The organism is Arcicella aurantiaca (genome assembly GCF_003148625.1).
In the GTDB taxonomy this organism is placed as follows: Bacteria; Bacteroidota; Bacteroidia; order Cytophagales; family Spirosomataceae; genus Arcicella; species Arcicella aurantiaca.
The window spans coordinates 1-5,226 of record NZ_QGGO01000060.1 but is presented as its reverse complement, the minus strand read 5'-3'; the positions used below and the strand labels follow the sequence as shown (position 1 = coordinate 5,226).

At 33.2% G+C, this 5,226-nt stretch carries 5 protein-coding genes and 1 pseudogene; 1 reads left to right on the top strand and 5 read right to left on the bottom strand.

What is annotated here, in order from left to right:
- Window positions 1–167 precede the first annotated feature (167 nt).
- The 4 genes from LV89_RS24750 to LV89_RS24735 all read right to left on the bottom strand — a co-directional run bounded on the left by LV89_RS24750 (window position 168) and on the right by LV89_RS24735 (window position 3,774).
- Entirely contained in the window at window positions 168–788 is a 621-nt protein-coding gene (locus tag LV89_RS24750; protein WP_109745674.1) for an HmuY family protein, read from the bottom strand.
- Between the two features lie 16 nt (window positions 789–804).
- On the bottom strand, window positions 805–1,017 hold the full coding sequence (locus LV89_RS24745; protein ID WP_109745673.1) for a hypothetical protein: 213 nt from the start codon (window positions 1,015–1,017) through the stop codon (window positions 805–807).
- 119 nt (window positions 1,018–1,136) lie between these two features.
- Entirely contained in the window at window positions 1,137–1,481 is a 345-nt protein-coding gene (locus LV89_RS24740) for a DUF6686 family protein (protein ID WP_109745672.1), read from the bottom strand.
- Window positions 1,482–1,698: 217 nt separating this feature from the next.
- Entirely contained in the window at window positions 1,699–3,774 is a 2,076-nt protein-coding gene (locus tag LV89_RS24735) for a TonB-dependent receptor plug domain-containing protein (RefSeq protein ID WP_109745671.1), read from the bottom strand.
- Window positions 3,775–3,937: 163 nt separating this feature from the next.
- Here LV89_RS24735 and LV89_RS24730 point away from each other — a divergent pair, with 163 nt between their 5' ends.
- On the top strand, window positions 3,938–4,852 hold the full coding sequence (locus LV89_RS24730) for a DUF6607 family protein (RefSeq protein WP_109745670.1): 915 nt from the start codon (window positions 3,938–3,940) through the stop codon (window positions 4,850–4,852).
- Window positions 4,853–4,900: 48 nt separating this feature from the next.
- Here the strand turns inward: LV89_RS24730 and LV89_RS25685 are convergent.
- A pseudogene (locus LV89_RS25685) lies at window positions 4,901–5,226 on the bottom strand (hypothetical protein); the annotation flags it as partial.

Below are 5,226 nucleotides of genomic sequence, written 5' to 3'. Positions count from 1 at the left end.
TCGCATGGAGGTTTAATCTTAAATCTTCCGCCAAATAGTACATAGTTCCCATTTTAATACAAACCTTCTCAAAGGTGGACACAATGTCCACCTTTAAGAAAATTCGTATTAAAACAAAAAAACCGTCACTAAAAGTAACGGTTTTTGAAGAAGAAAGCTGGGGTAATTTAATTAAATAATTGTGTACCGTCGGGTTGATACACGTATCTAAAGGTAAAATATCGTGAAACACTACTGCTGGTTGGACTAACTGGACTTCCTTTATAATAACTAAGTATTTCCATTTTAGCGTATTTTCCATCTGCGGTTTTAATCAATAAAACTTTGCCTGCTATCGGAGAAATTAAATTATTAGCACCGTCGTAATTATACCAACCTTTACCTGAGCCTGTTGGAATAGCATAAGCCGTTTTAGAATCTTGTACAAAAGTGCTTGTTGATGGAATAGTTTTAACTTCGTCAAAAATTCCACTTAGAACACTTGCTCCCCCCTGCCCTATTCCTGATGTTCCACCATTGGTAAGTATCGTTGTCGCTTTAAATGCCACATCCCATTTAAGGGTTGCTGAATCAGTATTGGCAATGATTCCATTTTTGAAACTATAAAATGTGTATTTGCCCGTAGAAGTTGGTTGCCCAGATGTAGAAACAGAAGTCGGGTCTGCTGCTAAATCTTTCACTGTTTCGGTTTTTACTGCCTCTTTAACAATAACTTCATCTTTTTTACATGAAGACATAATGATAAATAGAGCAAAAGTGGAAATTGATAATTTTTGAATTGTATTCATTTTGTATGGGGTTATTTTATTTTAGTTCTTCACAATGATAGCCTAAGCGACAAATGACTTCGATGATTTTTTCCGAAGAAATAAATTGGTCTGCCATGACTTTTAGAATGTTATCAACATCCCAAAAATCAATATTGAATTTGTTTACTCCTAATACTTTAAGAGAATCCCAGATGGCTTGAATGCCAATTGGCGATGAAATGTTAGTTTTAAAATGAAGTATTTCCATTTTGAAATAAGGTTTGATTGTTGATAATTATTCCGTTTTACGTAGAATTTATCATAGGTTTTAGTTTATAATTGAATGAATTTTGGAGACAGAAAAGAGGCGTGTCTATTGCTCGAAAATTAATTATCGTGAATTGATTTTCTAAAAATCATTTCTAAATCCATTTTCAAACATGCTCTTGAAAGTATAGCTCTAAACTCTTCCACTTCACTGAAGGTCAAACACATTGCTGATGCCGACACCCCAAGATTTACCGCTGGATAACACCTAAGGTCAATAATATTGATAATGTAATAAAGTTCGTTGGGTGGTAGTTCGTCTAACCTTTGTAGAAAACCTATTAAATCCTTCCACTCAAAACAAATCATAACATTCTTGTACTGAACCTGTAATTGGGTACAACAATGACATTGTGAGACACAGGCGTTTTGTGTCTGAATCAAAATTTTATATTCAGTTGCCATAGCGAATAGTTGTTTAATTTTTAGAAATTTAAAAACAGTTCTGACATCATCAGAACCGTTTCCAATGTCCTGTAAGTAACTTAATAGTAAAAAACGTTAGGAATTGGCTCAATAAAATTGAGTTATTACCTGATTATGAATACTGAATGGCTTTTGACATTTCATCCGTTTCATTTCCCTCTTTAATCTTCTCAAATTTTTTGTGCAGAGACATATCTTAAAAATTTAGTGCAACACTTCCCCAAACAAGCCTGCCCGCAAGATTGGGAATTTGTGTAGTATTTTTAAAGTTAAGAACATTATCACAACCGATTTGACAATGAAAATGCTTCATTAATTCTTTGCTAAGGGCAAAATTCCAGAGGATGTAGCCATTAACAAATTCATTTTCGACGTCTGCAATACCGTTTCCATTATAATCAGCAAAGCCATATTTACTTCTATAAACCCCACGTAAAGAAGCTGTAATTCGTTTTGAGGTGTTTTCATAAAATAGTTTTAAGTTCGCTGAATGCTTAGAGCGATTAAACAAACCCTCATATTCCGAATCTTTTACACGCACAGTTATATACGTTTCGGGGTCTCTTCTATAAATTTCACCATTTTGGAGTTTTTGTACTATATCCTTGTCTTTAGCTTCCATTAACTGATAACCAGCATTTAATGAAAATTGATGATGATTGACTGAAAACTGTTTGCTAATTTCTATTTCAATTCCTTGTGTGAAAACTTTATTAAGATTTTGGTAACTAAAAACACTTTGCCCATTTGTTTTGAGAGCGATGGCTTGCGACTGAATCAAATTGTCAATATCATTTCTAAATATATTTAGATTCATTGTTAATTGATTGTCTAATTTTAATTTACCGCCGAAGTTGAAAGCGATTGAATTTTCTGCACGAAGTAAACCCAATTTGTCAATATCAAATAAAAGTTCAGAAATTTGTTTCGTTTCCATTAACTGAGCAATTCCACGACTGATTTCTTGTGTTCCGAAAACACTATATCCTGCAACTGAATTTGTAAAATTTAGATAAAGTTGTCTAAAATCTGGTGCTTTAAATCCTACACCAACAGAACCACGAACCGTTATTTTAGGAGATACTTCATAAGAGGCTGAAATTTTTGGACTAAACTGCGAACTATAAGCCGAATGAGCATCAAAACGCCCTCCAAGTGTTAAATTAAGAGATTTCAGCATCGTATTTTCATACTGTAAATAGCCGTATTTTGTCTCAAAATGTTTGGTTTCATCGTAGCGAGTTGCACTGACACTTTCCCGAATATATCCTGTTCCAACAGTAAAATTATGCTTCGCATTTAAACTATAATCAATCTGCAATTCGGGACGATGAAAGTTTTGATTAAAGAAAGTCTCATCATAAGTAGCATCATTTTTTTGATATTTTAGTACCGAATTTGTTTCATATTGACTTGTGTAATAACGAGTTGTTAATTTTAGTTTGTCGGAAATTGCAAATCTCATTACAGGATTAATGCTCCAATCGTTGACAGTCCCTGCTCCTATAATTCTGTCATTTCCTACCGATAAAGCATTTTCTTGATTTTCATTAAAATATCTTCCTGAGAGATTAAATTTAATTTTTTGAGAAAAATCATAAGTCAATTTTGGTGATAAAGTATAATTTTTAAAAGGGGATACCGTTGCTCCAAAAGTTTCAGGAGAAAAGTCGTATCCACCTGATTGATAACGATTTGAGAAAATATTGAAACCCAATTTATTTTTATTAAAACTTAAATTTAAACCCAAATCACTGGTTTGATTGGTTCCGTATCGAGCAGAAAATGAACCTTTCGTTTTGTTGGGTTTTTCAGTGATAATATTAATAACCCCTGCCAATGCTTCCGAACCATATAAACTTGACGAAGGCCCTTTTACGATTTCTATCTGTTTAATATTTCCAACTGCCAAACGTGATAATTCGAGCGTTCCTGCTGTTCTGCCAATTAATGGCTCACCATCTACTAAAATCAGCGTATAATCTGGACTAAAACCTTGTATTTGTATTCCTTGCCCATGGTCATTTTGAATGAATAATCCTGTTTGTTCAGCCAAAACATCATTTAAACGTAAAGCTCCCATTGCCTTAATTTGCCCTTGTCCAATCAAAGTTACAGGCATTGGCAATGAAGATAACATCCTTTCGTTTCGAGTAGCCGTGACAACAATTTCTTTCAGTTCTTTAATGGTAAGACTATCGCCTAATGAAGCAAAAGTGTTTTCGCTACTCAATGTAAAGTATGTTATTATTAAAAAGAGTAGCCGTTTCATTGTTTTGCCTCAAATTTGATTTCTGCCTCAAAGGTAATATCTTATTTAGAATAATTCCAAATAATTAGCAATATTATTTGGAATTATTCTAAATAAAGGCAAACTTTACGCCATAATTAACTTATAAAAAGCGATTTTGAAACTTAAAGAATCAACAAAAGAAATGAAAAAGACAATTTGGATTGCATTATTTTTATGCCTTACAATAGGAGTGAGGGGACAAAAGAAAGAGGATATAACGGCAATTAAAGGTCAATGTGGCTGTTTTGATGTTAAATTTAGTTATGCAGAAACTTTTTCACCTCAGAAGGACTACAAATTTCATGAACGTTATATTACGGCGGGACGAGAATATGTTTTTGTAGATGAAGAAACAAAAGACAAAATGGTATTGATGCACCTTTTGGTGATTGGTGATACAATGGTCATTAAACATTGGAGAGAAGATTGGGATTATCAAAACACCAATCTTTTAGCCTATCAAAAGGAGACCGAGTGGAAACCATTAATCTTGAAAAATGAGCAAGTAAAAGGGCAATGGACTCAGGCGGTATTTGAAGTAAATGATATGCCAAGATATACAGGTTCAGCGACTTGGAATCATGCCGATGGAAAACATTTATGGGAGAATATTACAGATGCCCCTTTGCCAAGAAGAGAATATACAAAACGGTCTGATTATCAGGTATTAAAGAGATTCAACCGTATTCATGTTACCGAAAATGGCTATTTACACGAACAGGACAATGATAAAATTATCCGAAATGGTAATGAGGATAAATTATTAGTTCAAGAAAAAGGCTTGAATAATTATGTAAAAATAGAGGAAAGTAAATGTGAAATTGCCAAAGAATGGTGGCAAAAACAACGCCCATATTGGGTAGATGTTAGGAGCGTTTGGGGTAATATATTGGCTAAAAATCAAGGATTGAAGATTAATCCAAAATCTACGGATGGAAAAATGCTTTGGAAAGAAATTGATGATTTAGTTAAGAATTTTGAAAAAAATAAGGTTGCAGACAGTAACCAAAGAAAAGTGGCAATTAATGAACTGATTGAAAAATATTTGGTAAAGTAAAGTTTAGATTTAATACACTGTTTAATAAGTTCAATACTACGCTACGAATCAAGCGGCTATTTTAGCATAGTTTCGTAAGGAATTTACATTTGGATTATTTATTTGCTGTTCGGGCGAGATTCCGAACACGCTAAAAAATTTATTTAAGAATCGTTCATTGAAATATTGAGTCTTAATGTCATAGATTGAAAAAGCCTTTCTACTGTCTGTGGGTTTATTCAACCAGTTGGTTATCTTGGCTAATGACAGCATTGTTAAAGAAAAGTTATGATGAAAATCAAGTCTTTCCTTTTGAGTTGATTGACAATGATTAAGTCCTAAATGTTGTTTAGCATCCCGATAGATGAATTCGATTTGAAATCTGAGATGATAAT

Bases quoted from the DNA above. Each gene is read 5' to 3' on its own strand.
- LV89_RS24745 (WP_109745673.1), bottom strand. From the start codon at position 1,017: ATGGAAATACTTCATTTTAAAACTAACATTTCATCGCCAATTGGCATT.
- LV89_RS24750 (WP_109745674.1), bottom strand. From the start codon at position 788: ATGAATACAATTCAAAAATTATCAATTTCCACTTTTGCTCTATTTATC.
- LV89_RS24730 (WP_109745670.1), top strand. From the start codon at position 3,938: ATGAAAAAGACAATTTGGATTGCATTATTTTTATGCCTTACAATAGGA.
- LV89_RS24740 (WP_109745672.1), bottom strand. From the start codon at position 1,481: ATGGCAACTGAATATAAAATTTTGATTCAGACACAAAACGCCTGTGTC.
- LV89_RS24735 (WP_109745671.1), bottom strand. From the start codon at position 3,774: ATGAAACGGCTACTCTTTTTAATAATAACATACTTTACATTGAGTAGC.